The organism is Rhizobium sp. LC145 (assembly GCF_001005825.1).
GTDB lineage: Bacteria > Pseudomonadota > Alphaproteobacteria > Rhizobiales > Rhizobiaceae > Neorhizobium.
The window spans coordinates 17,243-33,360 of sequence record NZ_LBHV01000012.1; the positions used below are offsets into that span (position 1 = coordinate 17,243).

Annotated in this window: 16 protein-coding genes; 6 read left to right on the forward strand and 10 right to left on the reverse strand. The window is 60.8% G+C overall.

Going from position 1 to position 16,118, the window contains the following annotated elements; genetic code table 11:
• The first annotated feature begins 48 nt into the window (after positions 1-48).
• Complete coding sequence (locus YH62_RS24835; RefSeq protein ID WP_046796999.1) at positions 49-942, forward strand: LysR family transcriptional regulator; 894 nt, start codon at positions 49-51, stop codon at positions 940-942.
• Between the two features lie 151 nt (positions 943-1,093).
• Positions 1,094-2,149 carry a Fic family protein gene (locus tag YH62_RS24840; RefSeq protein WP_245282181.1) on the forward strand — a complete coding sequence of 352 codons (1,056 nt, stop codon included), beginning with the start codon at positions 1,094-1,096 and terminating at the stop codon, positions 2,147-2,149.
• 298 nt (positions 2,150-2,447) lie between these two features.
• Here the strand turns inward: YH62_RS24840 and YH62_RS30885 are convergent, their stop codons facing one another.
• Positions 2,448-2,819 (reverse strand): hypothetical protein, encoded by a 372-nt coding sequence (locus YH62_RS30885; RefSeq protein WP_052760505.1) that lies wholly within the window; start codon positions 2,817-2,819, stop codon positions 2,448-2,450.
• Between the two features lie 29 nt (positions 2,820-2,848).
• Positions 2,849-3,592 carry an ABC transporter substrate-binding protein gene (locus tag YH62_RS30890; RefSeq protein ID WP_245282191.1) on the reverse strand — a complete coding sequence of 248 codons (744 nt, stop codon included), beginning with the start codon at positions 3,590-3,592 and terminating at the stop codon, positions 2,849-2,851.
• Between the two features lie 312 nt (positions 3,593-3,904).
• On the opposite strand from YH62_RS30890, the gene YH62_RS24850 reads away from it, so the two are divergent.
• The 3 genes from YH62_RS24850 to YH62_RS24860 all read left to right on the forward strand — a co-directional run bounded on the left by YH62_RS24850 (position 3,905) and on the right by YH62_RS24860 (position 5,829).
• Positions 3,905-4,189, forward strand: a complete 285-nt coding sequence (locus YH62_RS24850) for a helix-turn-helix domain-containing protein (RefSeq protein ID WP_046797001.1) — start codon at positions 3,905-3,907, stop codon at positions 4,187-4,189.
• A complete protein-coding gene (locus YH62_RS24855) occupies positions 4,179-5,501 on the forward strand; it encodes a type II toxin-antitoxin system HipA family toxin (RefSeq protein WP_046797002.1) in 1,323 nt (440 codons plus the stop codon). Before YH62_RS24850 ends, YH62_RS24855 begins: the two co-directional genes overlap by 11 nt.
• 73 nt (positions 5,502-5,574) lie before the next feature.
• Positions 5,575-5,829: a hypothetical protein gene (locus tag YH62_RS24860; RefSeq protein ID WP_046797003.1), complete on the forward strand. Its 255-nt coding sequence runs from the start codon at positions 5,575-5,577 to the stop codon at positions 5,827-5,829.
• Positions 5,830-5,952: 123 nt separating this feature from the next.
• Here the strand turns inward: YH62_RS24860 and YH62_RS30895 are convergent, their stop codons facing one another.
• Complete coding sequence (locus YH62_RS30895; protein ID WP_245282182.1) at positions 5,953-6,291, reverse strand: hypothetical protein; 339 nt, start codon at positions 6,289-6,291, stop codon at positions 5,953-5,955.
• On the opposite strand from YH62_RS30895, the gene YH62_RS29175 reads away from it, so the two are divergent.
• A complete protein-coding gene (locus YH62_RS29175; protein WP_082118505.1) occupies positions 6,278-6,826 on the forward strand; it encodes a hypothetical protein in 549 nt (182 codons plus the stop codon). The two genes, YH62_RS30895 and YH62_RS29175, sit on opposite strands and share 14 nt — an antisense overlap.
• 385 nt (positions 6,827-7,211) lie before the next feature.
• On the opposite strand, the gene YH62_RS24875 is transcribed toward YH62_RS29175, so the two are convergent.
• From YH62_RS24875 to YH62_RS24905, 7 genes are all read right to left on the reverse strand, one after another.
• Positions 7,212-8,369: a Xaa-Pro peptidase family protein gene (locus YH62_RS24875; RefSeq protein WP_046797005.1), complete on the reverse strand. Its 1,158-nt coding sequence runs from the start codon at positions 8,367-8,369 to the stop codon at positions 7,212-7,214.
• 2 nt (positions 8,370-8,371) lie between these two features.
• Positions 8,372-9,592 carry a M20/M25/M40 family metallo-hydrolase gene (locus YH62_RS24880; RefSeq protein ID WP_046797006.1) on the reverse strand — a complete coding sequence of 407 codons (1,221 nt, stop codon included), beginning with the start codon at positions 9,590-9,592 and terminating at the stop codon, positions 8,372-8,374.
• Between the two features lie 22 nt (positions 9,593-9,614).
• The gene (locus YH62_RS24885) at positions 9,615-11,258 is read right to left on the reverse strand and encodes an ABC transporter ATP-binding protein (RefSeq protein ID WP_046797101.1); all 1,644 of its coding nucleotides are present in this window, start codon (positions 11,256-11,258) and stop codon (positions 9,615-9,617) included.
• Between the two features lie 10 nt (positions 11,259-11,268).
• On the reverse strand, positions 11,269-12,093 hold the full coding sequence (locus YH62_RS24890) for an ABC transporter permease (RefSeq protein WP_046797007.1): 825 nt from the start codon (positions 12,091-12,093) through the stop codon (positions 11,269-11,271).
• The gene (locus YH62_RS24895) at positions 12,086-13,033 is read right to left on the reverse strand and encodes an ABC transporter permease (protein ID WP_046797008.1); all 948 of its coding nucleotides are present in this window, start codon (positions 13,031-13,033) and stop codon (positions 12,086-12,088) included. The genes YH62_RS24890 and YH62_RS24895 overlap by 8 nt, the downstream gene beginning before the upstream one ends.
• 113 nt (positions 13,034-13,146) lie before the next feature.
• Complete coding sequence (locus YH62_RS24900; RefSeq protein ID WP_046797009.1) at positions 13,147-14,697, reverse strand: ABC transporter substrate-binding protein; 1,551 nt, start codon at positions 14,695-14,697, stop codon at positions 13,147-13,149.
• A gap of 22 nt (positions 14,698-14,719) precedes the next feature.
• Positions 14,720-16,033 carry a M20/M25/M40 family metallo-hydrolase gene (locus tag YH62_RS24905; protein WP_046797010.1) on the reverse strand — a complete coding sequence of 438 codons (1,314 nt, stop codon included), beginning with the start codon at positions 16,031-16,033 and terminating at the stop codon, positions 14,720-14,722.
• Positions 16,034-16,118 lie beyond the last annotated feature (85 nt).

Sequence of the window (16,118 nt, forward strand, 5' to 3'; positions counted from 1 at the left end):
TCCGCATGAAGTTATCGATACAGAACATCAATAGGAGCCTGGGCCGCCATGCTGCGGGAGGATGTGAAGGATTTGCTGTGGTTCATCGAGGTGGCGAGGGAGCAGAGCTTCACCAAGGCCGCGGCCAACCTCGGTACCTCTCAGTCCACTCTCAGCCATACGATCAAGAAGTTGGAGGCGCGGCTGGGAGTTCGCCTGCTGACGCGGACCACCCGCAGCGTGGCAACAACGGAGGCTGGCGAGCGCCTACTACAGTCGCTCTCTCCGAGATTTGAGGGGATCGAAGCAGATCTGGCAGATTTGGTGACTTTCCGGGAGAAGCCGTCGGGCACAGTGCGCCTGACGCTCTCTGATCATGCTCTCCAGACGACGGTCTGGCCTAAGCTGAGTCGTGTCCTGTCCGACAATCCTGACGTCAAGGTCGAGCTCTACAGCGACAACGGGATGCGCAACATCGTCGAGGAACGTTTCGATGCCGGCGTCCGGCTCGGCGAGAGCGTCGACAAGGACATGATCGCCGTGCGCATCGGCCCTGACTGGAGGCTGCGGGCCGTCGCCTCCCCGGAATACCTCGTCAGGCACGGAATTCCCAACATGCCGCAGGATCTTGTCAGCCATGTCTGCATCAATACGCGGCAAGCGACATGGGGCGGCTTCTATGCCTGGGAATTCGAGAAGGACGGGCGGGAGTTGCGGGTCAGGGTCAACGGGCAGCTCAGCTTCAATTCATCGATCTCCCAGATCGATGCCGCCGTCAAAGGATACGGGATTGCCTACATACCGGAGGATCTCGTGGAAGGACATATCAGGTCTGGAGAGTTGCAGGCTGTCCTCGACGATTGGAGTGAGCCGTTCACGGGATACCACCTTTACTATCCCAGCCGACGGCAGATGTCCCCCGCGATGGCACTAATCGTCAACGCTCTGAGACATCGGAGCTGAGCACGCGCAGCTTGGTTGTCCAAGCCTTCGACGAGCACGCCTATTCGGCATTTTGCTCACGCGACAAACTCTCTCGTGGAAATTGGATGGAAATGGATGGATAAATAGTGCATGACAGCGTCTCAAGATTTGGATGGGAATGGATGGGCAAATGGAATTTCTAAATACGGCGACCGTCCGGATCACGCCCGAAATCCTGTCGCTGATCGCCGAAATCGACGAATTTAAGGGTGCTTGGCGTGCGATCGGCCGGATCGCTCCTGAGCGGCTGTCCGGCCTCCGGCGTGTCGCCACGATCGAAAGCGTCGGTTCCTCCACACGTATCGAAGGGGCACGCCTTACCGACCGAGAGGTCGAAAAGCTGCTGGCAAACATTCGCCTGGGGTCGTTTACGACACGCGACGAGCAAGAGGTTGCCGGCTATGCGGAGGTGATGGAGACCACCTTCAGTGCTTACGAAGCTATTTCACTCACCGAGAATCATATCCGTCAGCTCCACCGCGACCTTCTTGCGCATTCGACAAAGGACGAGCGGCATCGCGGCGCATACAAAACCCTCTCCAACAATGTGGAGGCGTTTAACGAACAGGGCAAGAGCCTCGGCATAGTTTTCGAAACGGCATCGCCGTTCGATACGCCGCGTCGAATGGAAGAACTGATCGCCTGGCTGGATGAGCAAGGGCGAGAAAAGCGGCTCCATCCACTTTTAGTCGTCGCGATCTTCGTTGTCGTTTTCCTCGAAATCCATCCATTCCAGGATGGCAATGGCCGCCTATCGCGTATTCTGACCACCTTGTTGCTCCTGCGGGCCGGCTACGCTTACGTCCCCTACAGCTCGCTCGAAAGTATCATCGAGCAAAGCAAGGAGAGCTATTACATCTCGCTACGGCGCACGCAGGGAACGATCCGCAGCACCGAACCAGACTGGAACCCCTGGATCGAGTTCTTTTTGAGAGCCCTGCATCGGCAGAAGACGCGGCTTGAGAAGAAAATGGAGCGCGAGCGTATTATCCTCGCCAACATGCCGGAATTATCCGTTACATTGCTCGAGTTGGCGCGCGAGCACGGGCGGATCACGGTCGCGGAGGCTGCACGGATCACCGATGCAAGCCGTCATACCATCAAGGATCATCTCAAGGCACTCGTGGATCAAGGGCACCTCGTCCTCCACGGTGCCGGCCGCGGCGCCTGGTACGGTCTTTCCTAATCAAGGGGATGTCAGGCCCATCTGAATGGGTTAGCTCTTGAAACGGATCAGAACCGACGACGCCCTGAGGTCTTGAGCCAAGCCATTGAACTAGCCCCTTCCCCCGGCACAAGCCGCTATTGTGGATCGAACCGCCAGCGCGATAGCGTGACTTCCCGTTCATCACAATCCTTAGCACGCCTACTCATTGCCACCTGCGCTGCCTCGAGCGCCTGCGTAAAACGTGGATGGTTGCTAACTTGCTGGGACCGTGAGGGACAAGGCCACCGGATAGACATCCTTCCGGTACCCTCTGGTTTCATTCGACCTTGGTGTTCTCGATGCTGAGGCCGGACTGGAACGTCAGGAAGCCGGGCATGTTCGTAAAACCGGTCACACCTTTCCTGATCGCATAGTTCTGCTCGCGCCACATGAAGTAAACGAGCGGCGACAATTCGAGCGCTCTGTCGACGAAGGCGTCGTAGACTTTCGCTCTCTCGTCTTTGTCGACGGTTGCCCTGCCCTTATCGAGCAGCTCGTTGATCTGCGGACCGTTGAAATACGGCGAATTGTTGGTTCGGACGAGCTTATCGCCACCGTAGTAGTAATTGCTCAGCCAGTCGGCATCGGTGATCTCCCCGAGACTGCCAAGCACGGTAAAATCGTAGTCTGCAGCGGTTGCCTTGGCCATGCGGCTTGCCCAATCCGGCAGGTCGAGTTTTACCTTGATGCCGATTTCGCAAGCTCTGACTGAATGGCGATCGCCGTATTTTGGTGGAAACTATATTGCGACGAGGCGAGCAATCGTGCCTCGAAGCCGTTCGGATATCCGGCCTTGGCGAGAAGTGCCTTGGCCTTCTCAATGTCATGCGAGAAATAGTTCGCCTTGGCCTCGGAATAGCCCATGTAGCCCTTGGGAATGGCAATGCCGTAGATCGGGCTGCCCAGGCCGTTGAAGGCTGTATTGATGATGACGCTGCGATCGACGGCATAGGCGACTGCCTGGCGAACTTCCGGTTTCGAAAATGGCTCGAATTTTGTATTGAACTGCAGTCCCATGAACAGGCCGGTGTTCCGCAAGAGCTCGGTATCGGATTCCTTTTCAAGATCGGCGGCATCCTTGGCCGGAACGTAGTCGATGATATCGACATCGCCCGATTTCAGCGCGTTCACGCGCGTGTTCTCGTCGCTGTAGAAGACGTAGTGGACCTCGTCCAAATCCGGCTTGCCGGGCTTGTAATAACCGTCATATTTCTTGACGACGATCTCTCGACCGCGCGTCCAGCCAGCGAATTTGAAGGGACCGGCACCAACCGGCGAGGCGGTGAGATTATCGGCATTCTTTGCAAGCCATGCCGCCGGCACGATGACGGATTCCGGCAGCGCAAGATAATCGATAAGGGCGACCGACGGGCTCGAAAGGGTTAGCTTTACGGTCTTTTCATCCGGTACCTCGGGCCGCACCGTCAAGCTGGCGATCCATCGCGGACTTGTGAATTATGGTGTCGATGGAAAGATCACGCCGGAACTTGCCGAAAGCTACGATCACTCTATCGCATTGCCGCCGCCCGGCCTCAGTCCTGCTATGTACAAAATTTTGGCCGCGAACCCCCCTTATGACCAATCAAATGAACATAACTTGACTGTTTACTAGTCCCATGACAATGTACAAAATTCTGGACATGAGAAGGCCTCACGTCCACTCAAATGAACAAAACAGGTATAACCGTGCCCCGTCAGAGAAGCTACTCGAGAGTCACGCACCAAGCACTCGCCATGCTCGGCAAGCTGATCCGGGTCGGCCGGGCCGAACGCGGCCTGACCGCACAGGAACTGGCCGACCGCGCCGGCATCAGCCGCACCACCCTTTCCAGTATCGAAAAAGGCGCCCCGGGCCCTGAGATCGGCATCGTCTTCGAGGTCGCCTCACTCGTCGGCGTGCGCCTATTCGACTATGACGAGCGCACGCTCCAGATGCACAATACCCGCCTCGACGAAAAACTGACCCTGCTGCCGAAGAGCGTCCGCCACGCCGTGAAGGAGGTCGACGATGACTTCTAAGGCGGATGCAACAGAAGCCTTTGTCTGGATGTGGCTGCCCGGGGCAACAGATCCGGTGGTGGCCGGCCGCCTCGACCAGGATGGCGACCGCCTGCTCTTTACCTACGGTGCCAGCTACCGGCGCCGTAAGAGCGCCATTTCCCTCTATGAACCTGAACTCCCCCTCCAAGAAGGCGTCATCGCGCCCATCAACGGCCTGTCGATGGCAAGCTGCATCCGCGACGGCTCGCCGGATGCCTGGGGCCGCCGTGTCATCATCAACAGGCTGACGGGCAAAAAGCCCGACGCTGCCGGCGTGCCGGAGATCAGCGAGCTGACCTTTCTGCTCCAGTCAGGCTCCGACCGGATTGGCGCCCTCGATTTCCAGGCATCTGCCACAGAGTATGTCCCCCGCCTTGCCGCACAGGCCTCGCTCGACGAACTCATGGAGGCAGCCGCCCTTATTGAAAAAGGCGTCCCCCTGACCCCGGCACTCGATCAGGCCCTTAATCACGGCACGTCGATTGGCGGGGCGCGCCCCAAGGCGCTGATTGATGACGGCACAAAGAAATTCATCGCTAAATTCTCGGCAGCCAATGACACCTACAGCGTCGTGAAGGCTGAATTCATCGCAATGAAGCTGGCAGCCGCCTGCGGGCTCAACGCCGCGCCCGTGTCGATGACCCGTGCCGCCCACAAGGATGTGCTGCTTATCGAGCGCTTCGACCGCACGCCCACAAAGGATGGCTGGACGAGACAAGCCATGGTCTCAGCCCTGACCATGCTGGGTCTTGATGAAATGATGGCCCGCTATGCCTCCTACGAAGACCTGGCCGAACTCATCCGCCACCGCTTCACTGACCCGAAGGACACGCTGAAGGAGCTCTACGGACGGATCTGCTTCAACGTGCTGTGCGGCAATACCGACGACCACGCCCGCAACCATGCAGCCTTCTGGGACGGCAGGATGCTGACGCTCACGCCGGCCTATGACATCTGTCCGCAAGGCCGCACGGGCAACGAAGCCACACAGGCCATGCTGATCAAGGGCGAGGGCCGCGCGAGCACGCTCGCCACTCTGCTCGCTGCCGCGCCGGATTATCACCTGAAAGAAGCGGAAGCCGCCGCGCTGATCGAACATCAGATCACAACCATTGCCAACCTCTGGCAAGGCGTATGCGACGAAGCAGACCTGAGCCCCGTCGACCGCAAACTGTTTGCCGGGCGTCAGTTTCTCAACCTCTATGCCCTTGAAGGCCTCGATAATCACAAGGCGCTGCAGGATGCATTCCGCGCCGCACAGGCCACGCTAATAGCCGGCGGAGGCGCGTGAACATGACAGCGCCAAAGCAGCTCAAGAGACGCAAATGGCCCGGAGCGATTCTTCGCTCCCTCGGCCATGCCTCATGGGCTGCCGAGCAGACCGCCACAGGCATCAACTTTCTTGGCAGCCGTCACCAAGCGCCTTTTCGTCCTGGGCGGGACCAGCGCAGATCACCAGCACGCTGGGTTTCACCACGATAGAAGTGCCGCTGGCCGGCGGCCAGATCGCAAGCCTGGCGGGCGTCACACAGCACGATGCCGCCGGCTTCATCTCTGCAGCCAACGAAGCCTTTCCGCCCACTTCCTCAAACAATTCGAAACGGCACAAGACGAACTGACCGCGCTATCCGAAGTCATCGCGCGCCTCGGCCAGCCCCGCCGCCTGCCTTCTCTCCCCCTTCCTGGCGCGCGCAACGACCGTCATCGAATCACTACCAGAGACCATCCCTGACAGCGTCCTCTCAGAGGATCAGCAGAAGCTCATTGAAATTGTCCGCGCCTTCCAAGAACATCCCGACGAAACGCGCCACACCGCCATCCAGCGCTTCATCGATTCCGACCTTGCCGACATGAAGGGCTTTTTCGACACGATCGAGAAGAACCCGCTGACGCCGGAGCAGCGCCTTGCCGTCGTGACAGACGAGGACGCAACGCTCGTTCTTGCCGGCGCCGGTTCCGGCAAGACCAGTGTCATCGTGGCAAAGGCCGCCTATCTCGTCGAACGCGGCATCCGCAAACCAGACGAAATCCTGCTCCTCGCCTTCGGTAAAAGACGCCGCCGCCGAGATGGCCGAACGCATCAAGGAACGGGCCGGCGTAGACGTCGACGCGCTGACCTTTCACGCGCTTGGCAACCGGATCATCCGCGAGGTTGAGGTCAAGGGTCCGGCGCTCGCCGACCATGCCAGTGATGACGCCAAGTTCCGCGTGCTGGTCAGGGACATTCTTCTCAACGAAGTCGCGTCCAAGGCCGGGCTTGGCAAGCTGATACTAGTTTGGTTTTCAGAGCTCTATTGGCCGTACAAAAGCGAATGGGACTTCAAGACGCAGGATAGCTATTTCCAGTGGGTGGAGGCCCATGAGCTTCGCACCCTGAATGGCGACCTCGTCAGAAGCTTTGAAGAATGGGAGATTTCCAACTGGCTCTATCGCCACGGCATCGCATTCGAATACGAGCCTGTCTATGGAGGCCCGCTGCCCGAAGATGCCCGCGGTCCTTATCACCCCGATTTCCGGCTGACGGAGAGCGGCATCTATATCGAGCACTTCGGCGTCCGCAAAGAGCGCGGTATTAATGGTGCGCCCGGCAGGATTCGAACTATCTGCCAGCAGTGATCCTATCGGAGTAATATTCGTCCGCTTTTAGGCCGCGTTGATAAATGATCGACATGGAGGCGCGAAGCGGACACGTCACCTCGCTTGACGCTCACTTTGTCGTAGCACATGCCGACAATTCGGCCCCCGTGCGAGCGGCCTCACCCCACGCTGTCACGATCCCCATCGCCTCCTTCTCGTCCAGCGCCTCAGCATCGAACAGCGCGCACCAGCCGCTCAAGGCGGCCCGGGCTTTCGGCGATGACTTCCGTCGAACGTGCCTGAGCGAATTCAAGACGACGATGCACCCGCTTTGCCAAGTGATCGTCCCGACTCAGAATGGCAGTCGGATCCTGATGATCGCATCGAGCCGCGGGTAACTGGCGCCGAAGCCGGCGGCCGTGCATCACGCACAACAACGGGCTCCATGCTTTTTTTTGTAAAAGCTGGTCGTTAGAATACACCGCGGGCTTTCAGTGAGGCGAACGCCTCCAGCTTTTCCGACAACGACCGTCTCACTGAAGCCGAGACCTTGAGCCGTCGCATAGAGATGAAAGACCATCCCCTCCTCCAGCACCCAATCGGATGTCGGCAGGAAGACCCGGGAGAAATCACTGGTGCGCGGCGTTCGTGTATAGAGGCCGAGCGTATAAGCCGTGACGTTTTCGTAGGTGGGTCGCAAGCCGGCTTCCAATGCACCCTGGCGCATGATGGCATCGACTTCACGCGCAGAAACGCCGGGCTCCATCGTTGCGATCTGGCTGTCCTGCAGGGTGATCAATTTTCCTGCCGCCGCCCGCAGCGCCGGAGATGGTTCTCCCACCATGATCGGCCGCATCAATCGCGCGCCGTAATTGCCGACGCGCGGGATCAGTTCGACATGCAGGATATCGCCCTCGCCGATCGCCTCCGTCTTGAAGACACCGTGCAGGAATTCATGGCCGCCGGAGGCTTTGACCACCGGTCCGACCTCACCCGTATCGGCCCCCTCACGCAGGAAGACACCGGAGGCGATTGCCGCCGCATCGCGCGTCGTCATGCCGGGTCGGGACTGATTGGCGACTTCGAGCATAGCCCTGTCGGCGATCGCGGACGCCTGCTTCAGTACGGCGATCTCTTCTTCCGATTTCACCCAGCGCAGGCTGTCGCTGATCCCCGGCATCGGCACGAAAGTCGCCTCAGGCAAAAGCTCCTGCAGCCGCATGAAGGTCTGAGCACTCATACTGTAGGAATTGGTGTCGAGGCCGATCTGGGCCTTGCCGAACCCGTGACCGCGGACGCTGTCCGCGACCGCCGCCTGCGCTTCCTCGGTATCGGCGAACCCGACGACGTCGGCAATCCAGCTCTTTTCCCGACAAGGCGCCTCGTCGAGCGCCCTCAGCGTGAACCAGGCATCGCCTTCGCGCGGCAGGAAGGCCGCGCGATACATGGTTTCGGAGACGGTATAGCCGGTGAGCCAAGCCAGCAGCTCGCCGCTGTCGACCAGCAGAAGATCGACGTCCGCGGACGCCATGGCGTCCCGGGCAAGAGCGATGCGGCGATCGAATTCCGCCCGGGAAAACATGGTCAGGCCACCTCGCAGATATCGAGGATAGTCAGCATGTAGACACGGATCATGTCCAGATAATCGACGATATCGACCCGCTCGTCCGGCATGGTGTTGTAGCGCCCGCCCGGACCGCAGACGATGCCTTCCATACCGAGCTCCTTGTAGAGATGGCCGGCGTCGGTACCGTAGAAGCGAGTCGGCGTGATCGCGCCGGTCGGCTGCTTTTCGCCGCGCACGGCTTCGTAAGCCGCGTTGATCGACTTGACGATGCGCGAATCCGGCGAAACCTCGAAGGGCGGCATCAGTGGGCGGCCTTCGATCATTTCCGGAACCAGCTTGGCCGTGAGGCCGGGGAAGCGGCCTTCCAGTGCCCTCAGTTCCTTGTCGAGGTCGGCCAGAACGCCTTCCTGCGTCTGCCCCGGCGCATAGCGGCAAGAGCCTTTGAGGCGGACGAAATCGGCGACCTGGGGTGGACGCCATTCCTCGAAGTTACGGCCAAGCGCGCCATGGACGACGCCGACATGGCCGCGGTTGATCGAGCGGTGTACATCGCTCTTCGCATCGCTGAAGGTCATGCCGTTGATGCGCGGGATGATGTCGCAGGCGGCCGCAATGGCGTCAACCGATTCCTCGCGCTTGGAGAGGTGGCGGGTGTCGCCGGTCAGTTCGATGACATAGCTGAGCGCCGCCGCATGCATGGTGACGGCGACAAGGTCACTCGGCTCGCTGTTGATGAAATAGTCCGCCTTGACGCCGTGCCTGATGGCCGCGAGCGTGCCGACGCCGCCTTGCAACTCGCCGACGACGAATGTCAGGACGACATCGCCCTTCAGCTTGACGCCCGCATCGAGCAGCGTCTTCACGGCGCAGAAATAGGCGGCATCACCGGCCTTCATGTTCGAGACGCCGATGCCGTAGATGAACTTATCGTCGACGAGGCCGGAATAGGGATCGACCGTCCAGCCCTCGGTCACCGGGTTGGTGTCGAGATGACCGTTGAACAGCAGGCTCTTGCCCCCGCCGGTGCCCTTGAGGCGGCCGATGGCGTTGAAGCGTCGGCCTTCGTCAAACGGCTGGAGTTCGGCTTCGACGCCAATCTTCTCAAGCTCCTTCGCCATCCAGCGGGCGAGCTCGCGCTCGCCGTCGGTTTCCGAATGGCTCTTGTGCTGGACCATCTTCGACAGGAAATCGAGGCAGGCCTTTTCGTCGATCCGGTCCAACAGGGACTTCGGGTCCATTGTCATGCTCCTTGATGAAATATCATTGGTACTGAGCGGCGGCGCGCGGCACCGCCTCGATCAGGCGGCGGGTATATTCCGCCCGATCAGGACTCTCGATCTCGGCCGCCGGAACCACCTCGATCAGATCGCCGCGATACATGACGGCGATCCGGTGGGCGATCTGGCGGATCAGGTTGAGGTCGTGGGTGATGAAGAGATAGGCCGTGCCGCTCGCCTTCTGCAGTTCCAGCAGCAGTTCGACGATCGAGGCTTGCACCGAGACGTCGAGCGCCGAGGTGATCTCATCGCAGATGACGAGCCTCGGCTTCGACGCGAATGCGCGGGCGATCGCGACGCGCTGCTTCTCGCCCCCCGAGAGCTGGTGCGGGTAGCGCTGCACGTGGGTGCGCGGCAGGCGCACCTGTTCCAGCATGTCGCCGATCCGCTTGTCGAGATCGGCCGTGTCGCCGAACAGTTTCAGCGGACGCGACAGGATTTCCGAAATCTTCTGGCGCGGATTGAGCGAGGCGTCGGGATGCTGGAAGATGATCTGCACGTCCTTGCGATAGGCGGCGTCCATGTCGGCAAGGCCGCCGATTTGGCGGCCGTCGAACCAGATCCTGCCCTCGAACCGGTTGAGGCCGGTCATCGCCTTAGCGAGCGTCGACTTGCCGGAACCGGATTCGCCGACGATGCCGAGGATTTCGCCTGGATCAATGCTGAGGCTGATGGCATTGTTGCCGGTGACGCGTTCGGTCTTCCTGCCGGTCAATGCCGCCAGGAACGGCTTGCGGCCGAAATGAACGCTGACATTCTCGACCTTCACGAGCGGCGTTTCCGCCGTCGCGACATCGTCCTTCACCAGCCGGCGGGCTGGATCGGGAACCGCGGCGATCAGCTCTCGGGTATAATCTTCTTTCGGATTGGCGAAGATTTCGCGCACCGTCCCCTGTTCCACGATATCGCCACGCCTGATGACCGCAACGCGGCTTGCGGTGCGCGCTACCAGCGCGAGGTCGTGGGAGATGTAGAGCGAGGCGACACCGGTTTCGGCCTGCAGCTCCACGAACAGGTCGAGGATCTGCCGCGAGGTGATGACGTCGAGCGCCGTGGTCGGCTCGTCGAAGATGATGCATTCCGGATTGCAGGCGAAGGCAGATGCGATGACGACGCGCTGCTTCTCGCCGCCGGATGCCTCATGCGGCATGCGGTGCATCATCTGCGCCGGGGTTTTGAGCCCAACATGGGCAAGCCGCGCTTCACCCTCCTTCCAGGCCTGCTGGCGGGTCAGGCCGCGATGGCGGACCAGCACTTCCGAGAGCTGGGTGCCGAGCGACAGCGTCGGGTTGAGCGACGTGCTGGGGTCCTGGAACACCATACTGATGCGTCGGCCGCGGAAAGCCTCGATCTCGCTCCCCGACTTTTCGAGAAGATTGTCGCCGCCGAGCAGGATGCGACCACTGGGTTCGCGGGCGTTTTTCGGCAGATAGCGCATGATCGACCAGGCGAGCGACGTCTTGCCGGAGCCGGACTCGCCGACGAGACCGAGAATCTCGCCGCGATTGATAGTAAGGCCGATGTTCTTCAGCGCGTGATAGGGCCCGTCCGCCGTCTCGTAATCCAGCGAATAGTTCTCGATCGCGAGAACCGGGGAAAGGGCCGGGTGTTCTTCCGTGTTCGTCATGGTCTTGACCTCAGGTTCGCGGATTGAGGGCATCGCGAAGTCCGTCGCCCAGGAGATTGAAGCCGACGGCAACGACGGCTATCGCTACGCTCGGCCAGATCAGGATGCCGGCGGAGAGATGCATGTAGCGGCGCGCTTCCGAGACCATCAGGCCCCATTCGGCAGCCGGCGGCTGGGCCCCGAGCCCAAGGAAGCTGAGCGTTGCGAACAGCATCACGGCGAAGGAGACGCGGATGGTCATCTCGACGATGATCGGCGCGATCACGTTGGGCAGCATTTCGCGGCGGATGATATAGGCGGAGCTCTCGCCACGGGCGATCGCCGCATTGACGTAATCCTGCTTGCGTACCGAGAGCGCCACGCTTCGGGTGATACGTGCCATGCCCGGGGCAAAGGCGATGGCCACCGCCACCAGCGCGTTGACCGTGCTGGAGCCGAGCAGATTGACCACCAGCAGAGCGAAGAGGAGGCTCGGGATCGACATGATCGCGTCGATCGTGCGCATGATCAGTTCATCAGCCCTTCCGCCGAGGAAGGCGGAGGTCGTGCCGATGAAGGCGCCAACCAGCGTTCCGGCAATGGTGGCGAGCACGGCCATAACGACGGTGGCGCGTGCGCCGATCAGGAGGCGGCTGAAGATATCCCGGCCGTATTGATCGGTGCCGAGCCAGTAATCGAGGCTCGGCCCCTTGTAGCGGGCGAGCGGCGACAGTTTTTCCGGATCATGCGGCGCAATCATGGGACCGAACACGACGATCAGCAACACAAGCAACACGAGGGCGAGACCGATGAAGCCTTGCGGCGTGCGCAGGAGACGTTTCATGAACTCAGTCATACTGGATCCGCTTGTCGAGCCAGGCATAGAGGATGTCGGCGATGAAATTGACGATGGAGTAGGTGGCGGCCATGATCAGCACCCCCGCCTGGATGGCCGGCAGGTCGCGCGCCTGAATGGCGACGATCAGCTGGCGGCCGATGCCCGGGATCGCGAAGATCTCTTCCACCACGATGACACCGCCGAGCAGATAACCGACGTCAAGCGCCACGATGGTGATGGTCGGTAGAAGTGCATTGCGCAGCGCATGGCGGCGCAGGACGTCGCCGCGCGAGATCCCCTTCAGCCGAGCGGCGCGGATATAATCCGTGTGCAGCACATCCACGAGCTCGGAGCGCACCATGCGCGATACGTGGGCGATCAGGATCACCGAGATGACGCAGACGGGAAGGACAAGGTGGGCAATGCCACTGGCGAAGTTCTCCGTCAGCGGCACATAGCCGGTCGGCGGCAACCACTTCATCCAGTCCGCGAATACGAGAACCGCGACCGTGGCGGTCACGAATTCGGGAAGCGCCACACCGGCATAGGAAACCAGGCTGACCACCATGTCGGCGACCTTGCCGCGCCGGACGGCGGCGACGATGCCGAGTGGGATCGCGATGATCAGCATGAGGCCGATCGACAGGAAGGCCAGAAGAAGCGAACGACCGAGGGCCTCGAACATGGCAGGGCCCACCGGCTGGCCGGTCCGCAGCGAGGTGCCGAGGTCGCCTTGAAGCACATGCCAGAACCATGTCGCGTATTGCTGCCATATGGGCGCATCGAGTCCCATGGTCTGGCGCAGCGCATCGAGCGCTTCCTGCGTGGCGTTTTCACCCAGCATCATCACCGCGGCATCGGCCGGGAGGATCTGCGTGATGGCGAAGACGATGAGCGAAACGATGAAGAGCGTATAGACGATCATCACCAGCCGCTTGGCTATGTAATTGGGAGACACGGCTGTGTTCCTTGCAGGTCAAGGCCGGACGCTTCAAAGGTGTCCAGCGGTCGGCGCAAACTCGAGGATCTTGCAGCGTCACGCGCCTTCGGGGACGCGCGACGCGGTAAAAATCAGCCGCGCTTGCGCGCCTCGTCGGTGAGCGAGACGTGGTCGAGGCGGAAAACCGATGCGCGCGGATGGGCTTCGAACCCGCTGACCCAGCTGCGTTTGGCAGCCAGCACGTCGAAGAAGGACGGGATGATCGAGGGAACTTCCTCGTTCATCAGTTCCTGAGCCTTGGTATAGAGCTCGGTACGCTTGGCTTCGTCCGTAGTGCCTCGAGCTTCGGCCACCAGGGCATCGAACTCCTTGTTGTTCCAGCGCGTCTCGTTCCAGGAGGCATCCGAGGTATAGAGAAGCTTGAAGATGCCATCAGGCGTCGGCTGCATATTGTAGAAGCCGACGTAGAAGCTGCCCTTCTTCCAGACCTGCTCGAGATAGGTGGCATGCGGCATGGTCTGGACATTGATGGTGATGCCGGCCTCCTTGGCCATTTCCTTGAGTGCGACCGCAAGCTGCGTGCGAACGGCCGGACGGTCCGATGCCACGAGGGTCGCTTCCAGACCGTTCGGGAAACCGGCCTCAGCCAGGAGCTTCTTGGCTTCCTCGATGTTCTTCTCACGCTTCGCGACATCCTTGAAGAAGCGGTAGGATGCGTTAAGCGGCGTATCATTTCCGGGGGTTCCGAACCCTTCGGTGACGAATCCGACCATTGCCTCACGATCGACAGTGAGCGCAATCGCCCGGCGAACGCGAACGTCATTGAAGGGGGCCGTATCACAGCCAAAGTTGACGTTGCAGAACTGGCCGGACGGCGTGCGCAGCACGTCGACGCCATCATTGCCTTCGAGGCGCATGTATTCCGTCGGCTGGAGCGTCGAGATGATGTCGACATTGCCGGCGATCATCGCCGACCCTTCCGCCGAGATATCCGGGAAGACCTGGACCTCGATGCGATCGAGATACGGACGTGCCGGGTCGTAGTAGTTCGGATTTCGTTCGACGACGATAAGGCGATCGGGCTCGTAGGAAACGAGCTTGAACGGACCGGTTCCGACTGCCTTGGTGGACAGGCTCTTCAGGTCACCGGTGGCAATTGCCGCCGGGATGATGCGGGCATTGGTATAGGCCATCGCGACTGGCAAGTCCGCATAGGGTCCCGACAATTTGAACAGCACGGTGGCATCGTCGATAGCGACGATATCGGAGATCGGGCCGACATTGTTGCGGCCGGGCGAGGCGGTTGCCGGATCGAGGATCGCCTTGAACGTCGCCACGACGTCGTTCGCGGTAAAGGCAGAGCCGTCATGGAAGGTGACGCCCTTGCGCAGCTTGAAGGTCCACTCGGTCAAGCCGTCATTCGGCGTCCAGCTTTCGGCGAGATCAGGCTCCACCGACATGTCGACCTTGAGGCGGGTCAGATTGCTGTAAAGCAGCTCGGTGACCAGATATTCCGGATTGACGCGCGTCAGCAGCGGATGGATGACGCTTGCCGCCTGATCCACGGAAATCCGCAACGTACCGCCCTTGGCCGGCGTTGCAGACTGCGCCATGCTGAGCGAGGGCGCGGCAAGAATGGCGGCGGTGCCGGCCAGGAAGAAGCGACGTTTCATTTCCAGCATGTGTAGTTCCCCTTTTTGCGTATTAGTTGCTGTTTTCAGGAATGCAGTCCGCGGCAAAATCGGCCGCGAGATAGGCAAGGATGCTCTTGGCGAGCGCTATGATGTCCTGGCGGGTCGTGTGCTCTTCGGGGCTGTGGATGCAGCTCTCCGGCCGGCCAAGCCCACCCAAGAGAACCTCCGGGCCAAAGCCGGCTTTCTGGACGTAGCCGAAGTCCGAACAGCTGGCGGCGCCCCATTTGCTGAAATCCTCCGGCCGGTAGCCGAAGCCGAGCGACAGCGCCTTTTGCCAGCGCGGCCAGTGCGGGCCGTCAGGGTCGTCGGTCGGGATCAGATGGCCGACAAGATCGATAGCGAGTCTGAGGTCGGTCCCGACAAGGCAGTCTGTGACTGCCACTTCGATTTCGGCGCGCGCCTCCTCATAGCTTTCCTCCGGCGCATAGCGGCGGCTGACGAGGATCTTGATTTCGGCCGGAACCTGGCCACCGGCCGTTCCGCCGTTGACTGCCGAAATCGTCAGTTGCGGCCTCAGCGGGCCGGATGCATGCGGGGGCGGCGCGAGTTTGGACGCCCGGCTCGCCACCTTCGGCTTCAGCTCCAATAGGGCATTGAGAGCCGGCAGAGCGCCTTCGATGGCGTTAACGCCGGCACCGGTCCGATTGCCTTCGCCGGCATGGACGGCATGGCCGGTGATCGTCACCTGCAAATTGAAGATGCCGAAGCAGCCGGCCCAGATGCGCGGCGCCGCCGTTCCGTTGAAATTGACGATGTGCCCCTTCAGCATGCCCTGCTCCGCCAGGTAGCGAATGCCGGGATGGAGCCCGCCCTCCTCGTCCGTGCACAGGAGCAGCATCGGATCATAGAAGAGCGGCACGCCGTTTTCCTTCGCGGCCCGAAGCGCCAGAAGGGTCGCCGCGATCGTACCCTTCATGTCGGCCGCGCCCAAGCCATAAAGCTTGTCGTCTTCGATCGTCAGGGTGAGAGGATCGCGCGTCCAGCCCGGTGCGACGGGAACCGTATCGACGTGATAATAAAGGCCGCAGACCGGGTGGCCGGTTTCACGGGTTGCGATCAGGTTCGTCCGCTTACCCGCCGCCGGACCACCCGCCACGTGCCAGAGGTCTTGCGGCACCGTCACCCGATCGAAATGGAAGCCGAGGGGCGCCAGAAGCTCAATCATTAGATCCGCAAAGGCGTCATAACCAAGGCCAGGCGGAAATGACGTATCCACCGCGACCATCCGCGCTAAATCCTGGATAGCGATCTCGACATCGCGCTCAATCGCTGCCATGGCAGACATGATGAAGTCTTGCTGCAAGGCGGGTTGCTGCTTGGTCATCGCAGTGTCCTCGGCACCGTAGCGCCCGCCTCCTCAGCTTGCGCTTTAATATAAACTATATAGTAATACTGCGTAGATCGATAGC

Coding starts and splice junctions, on each gene's coding strand:
- YH62_RS24835 (WP_046796999.1), top strand. CDS start 49: ATGCTGCGGGAGGATGTGAAGGATTTGCTGTGGTTCATCGAGGTGGCG.
- YH62_RS24840 (WP_245282181.1), top strand. CDS start 1,094: ATGGAATTTCTAAATACGGCGACCGTCCGGATCACGCCCGAAATCCTG.
- YH62_RS30885 (WP_052760505.1), bottom strand. CDS start 2,819: ATGGCCAAGGCAACCGCTGCAGACTACGATTTTACCGTGCTTGGCAGT.
- YH62_RS24850 (WP_046797001.1), top strand. CDS start 3,905: ATGCTCGGCAAGCTGATCCGGGTCGGCCGGGCCGAACGCGGCCTGACC.
- YH62_RS24855 (WP_046797002.1), top strand. CDS start 4,179: ATGACTTCTAAGGCGGATGCAACAGAAGCCTTTGTCTGGATGTGGCTG.
- YH62_RS24860 (WP_046797003.1), top strand. CDS start 5,575: ATGGGCTGCCGAGCAGACCGCCACAGGCATCAACTTTCTTGGCAGCCG.
- YH62_RS29175 (WP_082118505.1), top strand. CDS start 6,278: ATGGCCGAACGCATCAAGGAACGGGCCGGCGTAGACGTCGACGCGCTG.
- YH62_RS30895 (WP_245282182.1), bottom strand. CDS start 6,291: ATGCGTTCGGCCATCTCGGCGGCGGCGTCTTTTACCGAAGGCGAGGAG.
- YH62_RS24875 (WP_046797005.1), bottom strand. CDS start 8,369: ATGTTTTCCCGGGCGGAATTCGATCGCCGCATCGCTCTTGCCCGGGAC.
- YH62_RS24880 (WP_046797006.1), bottom strand. CDS start 9,592: ATGGACCCGAAGTCCCTGTTGGACCGGATCGACGAAAAGGCCTGCCTC.
- YH62_RS24885 (WP_046797101.1), bottom strand. CDS start 11,258: ATGACGAACACGGAAGAACACCCGGCCCTTTCCCCGGTTCTCGCGATC.
- YH62_RS24890 (WP_046797007.1), bottom strand. CDS start 12,093: ATGACTGAGTTCATGAAACGTCTCCTGCGCACGCCGCAAGGCTTCATC.
- YH62_RS24900 (WP_046797009.1), bottom strand. CDS start 14,697: ATGCTGGAAATGAAACGTCGCTTCTTCCTGGCCGGCACCGCCGCCATT.
- YH62_RS24905 (WP_046797010.1), bottom strand. CDS start 16,033: ATGACCAAGCAGCAACCCGCCTTGCAGCAAGACTTCATCATGTCTGCC.